This is a genomic window from Devosia sp. (assembly GCF_035944845.1).
Classification (GTDB): Bacteria; Pseudomonadota; Alphaproteobacteria; order Rhizobiales; family Devosiaceae; genus Devosia_A.
In genome coordinates this window covers 1-2,657 of sequence record NZ_DASZAW010000022.1, presented here as the reverse complement: position 1 = coordinate 2,657, position 2,657 = coordinate 1, and the positions used below count along the sequence as shown (strand labels likewise).

General features: G+C 67.7%; 2 protein-coding genes. Both read right to left on the bottom strand.

Translation table 11 applies throughout. The features are described 5' to 3' along the window. Positions 1-1,053: glycosidase (locus tag VGV07_RS03530; RefSeq protein ID WP_414649909.1), on the bottom strand; the 1,053-nt coding region annotated here is incomplete at its 3' end. Then, on the bottom strand, positions 950-2,657 hold a 1,708-nt coding region (locus tag VGV07_RS03525), incomplete at its 5' end, for a glycosyltransferase (RefSeq protein WP_326867307.1). The genes VGV07_RS03525 and VGV07_RS03530, both read right to left, overlap by 104 nt.

Sequence of the window (2,657 nt, the reverse complement as noted above, 5' to 3'; positions counted from 1 at the left end):
ACGTTTGTCGAGCAGCGCCGCGCCGATCGCATAGCGGCGGACCGGGCCGACGCCGTGGGTGAACAGCAGCCAGCCCTCGTCGAGCTCGATGGGCGAGCCGCAATTGCCGATCTGCACGAACTCCCAGGGCCATTCGGGCCGGAGGATCGGCTGACCGCCATCCCAGGTGTTCAGGTCGTCTGAGTAGATCAGGTAGAGGTTCTCGTTGTCCTGCCGGCCGATCATGGCGTAGCGGCCATCGAGCTTGCGCGGGAACAGCGCCATGCCCTTGTTGCGCGCCGCGCTGCCGCCCAGCGGGCGCATGCGGAAGCTGACGAAATCGTCGGTTTGAAGCAGTTCGGAGCGGATGGCCCGGCCGTCATAGGCGGTGTAGGTGGCGTAATAGGTGTGGGTGCCCCCATCCTCGAAGCGCACGAAGCGGGCATCCTCGATGCCGTTCGATTGCCAGCCGGTGACCGGAAAGATCACTCGCTCGCTGATATCTTCATCGGGTTTGAACGCCAGCTCGACCGGCCCGTCGCCCGGCCAGGCCACGAGCCCCGTGGCGCGCGGCATGGCCGCGAGCCTGGTGGTCGGATCGATGCTGACGCTGCCATTGCGCGCAATGCTGCCGGCCCGAAAGGTCAGCGACGAGACGTGCCCCTCGCCCACGGCGCGAAGGCTCAGGACGAACCGCAGGCCGCCGGGCGGCGCCAGCGACTGGTCGGGATGCACCACGATGCTCGGATTGAACAAGGCCGAGGCCTCGAAGGAATATTCGTGCACGAAGTAGGAGCCGACGAGGCGCCGCTGCGCCACGCTGAACGGCTGATGCGCGACGAGCGCCTCCTCCATCTCGTCGGCCCGGGCCTCGAAAGTGGCGAGGAGGTTCCGGTGCCGCCCCTCGAAATTCTCGAGCACTGCCCTGAGCTGCCGCTCGGTGGTTTCGGCATCGAGCGCCAGCACGCGGTCAACGATGTGGTTGGCCCGCGTCTTGTCGGTCGGCTTCAGATCCTTGGGCTCGGTGGCCGGCCGGAACGGCCGGACGATCACCCGGGCCGGATCCGGGCGCAGGTAGAGTGCCTGACGGTTTAGAAATGTCGCTTGCGACAAGGCGGCCTCGGAACTGCTGATGGGATAACCTGTGTGTGTCTCGCGCTGCGCCTGAAAGCGCCAGCGTTTGGGGTTGAGTGGTGCCGGCACGCTCGAAGCGCTGCATGTCGGAAAGGCTGAGCAGATAGGAGACCACCGACTCGCCGCCGCGGTTCTCGTTGACCCGATCGGGGTGGAGGCCATCGCGACAGGCGCCGCTCTCGGCGTCGATCAGCGGCAGCCCGAGATCGTTCCGGCCGAGGAACCAGAAAAAGGCGCGCGACGCCGCCGTCTGCCAGAGCGCGCTGCCGGTGAGCGACCAGGCCGCAAAGCACGCCGCGATGGTTGCCGCCGCTTCCACCGGCTGCTGATCGAAGCGCTTTGGCGGCAGCCGCACGTCGGTAAACCCGGCGGTGCCGACCGGCCTGAACAGGCCCGAGGGGCTGGTCTGCTGCTGCATCAGCCAGGCGAGCGTGCGCAGCCCCGCTTCGACATACCCAGTGAGCCCGGTGGCCCGCCCGGTGAGGATCAGCGCCTCGCAAAGCCGGGCATTGTCGTAGGAGAGCCCCTCCTCGAACCATACCCAGCCTGGCGTTTCGACCTGGCGCAGCAATTCGACCAGCCGGGAGGCGAGGCGCAACCGCAGTTGCGTGGCGAAATCATCGTCGGGGCGGGCCTGGCAGTAGCCATTGAGGCCGAGCAAGGTGAAGGCCCAGGCGCGCGGGGAGGCAAACCCCTCGACCACCGGCAGCGCCGCGGCGAAGAGCTCCACTGCCCAGTTGCGGCGCGCGGTGCTGAAATCGTCCCGCGCCGCCATGCCCAGCGCCCACAGCGTCCGGCCATGGCTATCCTCCGAGCCCTGCGCTTCGAGCCAGCGCCGATCGAACGACATGAAATTGCGGAAGCGCCCGGTGTCGCGGTTGAAGGCATGCTGCACGAAGGACGCATAGGTCGCCGTCATGGCCTCAGGCAGGCGGGGCGGCTGATTGAGGTTGAGCGCGCTTGCCAGCAGCAGGCCGCGGGCATTGTCGTCGACGCAATAGCCATGCGTTCGGTCGGGCACCGAATGGATGGCGTGCTGGTAGAGCCCGGTATCGTCGGTCATCACCCTGAGGTGTCCGAGCTCCAGCGATGGCAGGCGAGGCGCATCGTCGGCCGGGGCGACGAGATGCAGCCGCGCCGACTGGCGGCGGACGTGCGGCGCGCCCAGGCCCTCGAAGCTCGTCACATAGCGATCGGCCACCCGCTCCCAGGTCATCGAGCGGCTGGTCGCATAGGCGAGCCGCCGCATCGCCTGCCGCCGCGGTTCGTCGTTGAGGAGCGCACTGATCTCGGCGCCGATAGCACCGGCATCGCCGAACGGCACGAGGCTCCCGCGGCCCTTGCCGAGCAGTTCCAGCGCATGCCAGTAGGGCGTCGATACCACCGCCCGACCGAGCCCGAAGCTATAGGCCAGCGTCCCCGAGGTCATCTGCGCCTCGTTGAGGTAGGGCGTGACGTAGACGTCGCACATCGAGATGTGATCGAGCAAAGACGGCCGGTCGACGAACTGGTTGAGGAACACCACGTGCTCGGCGATGCCGAGC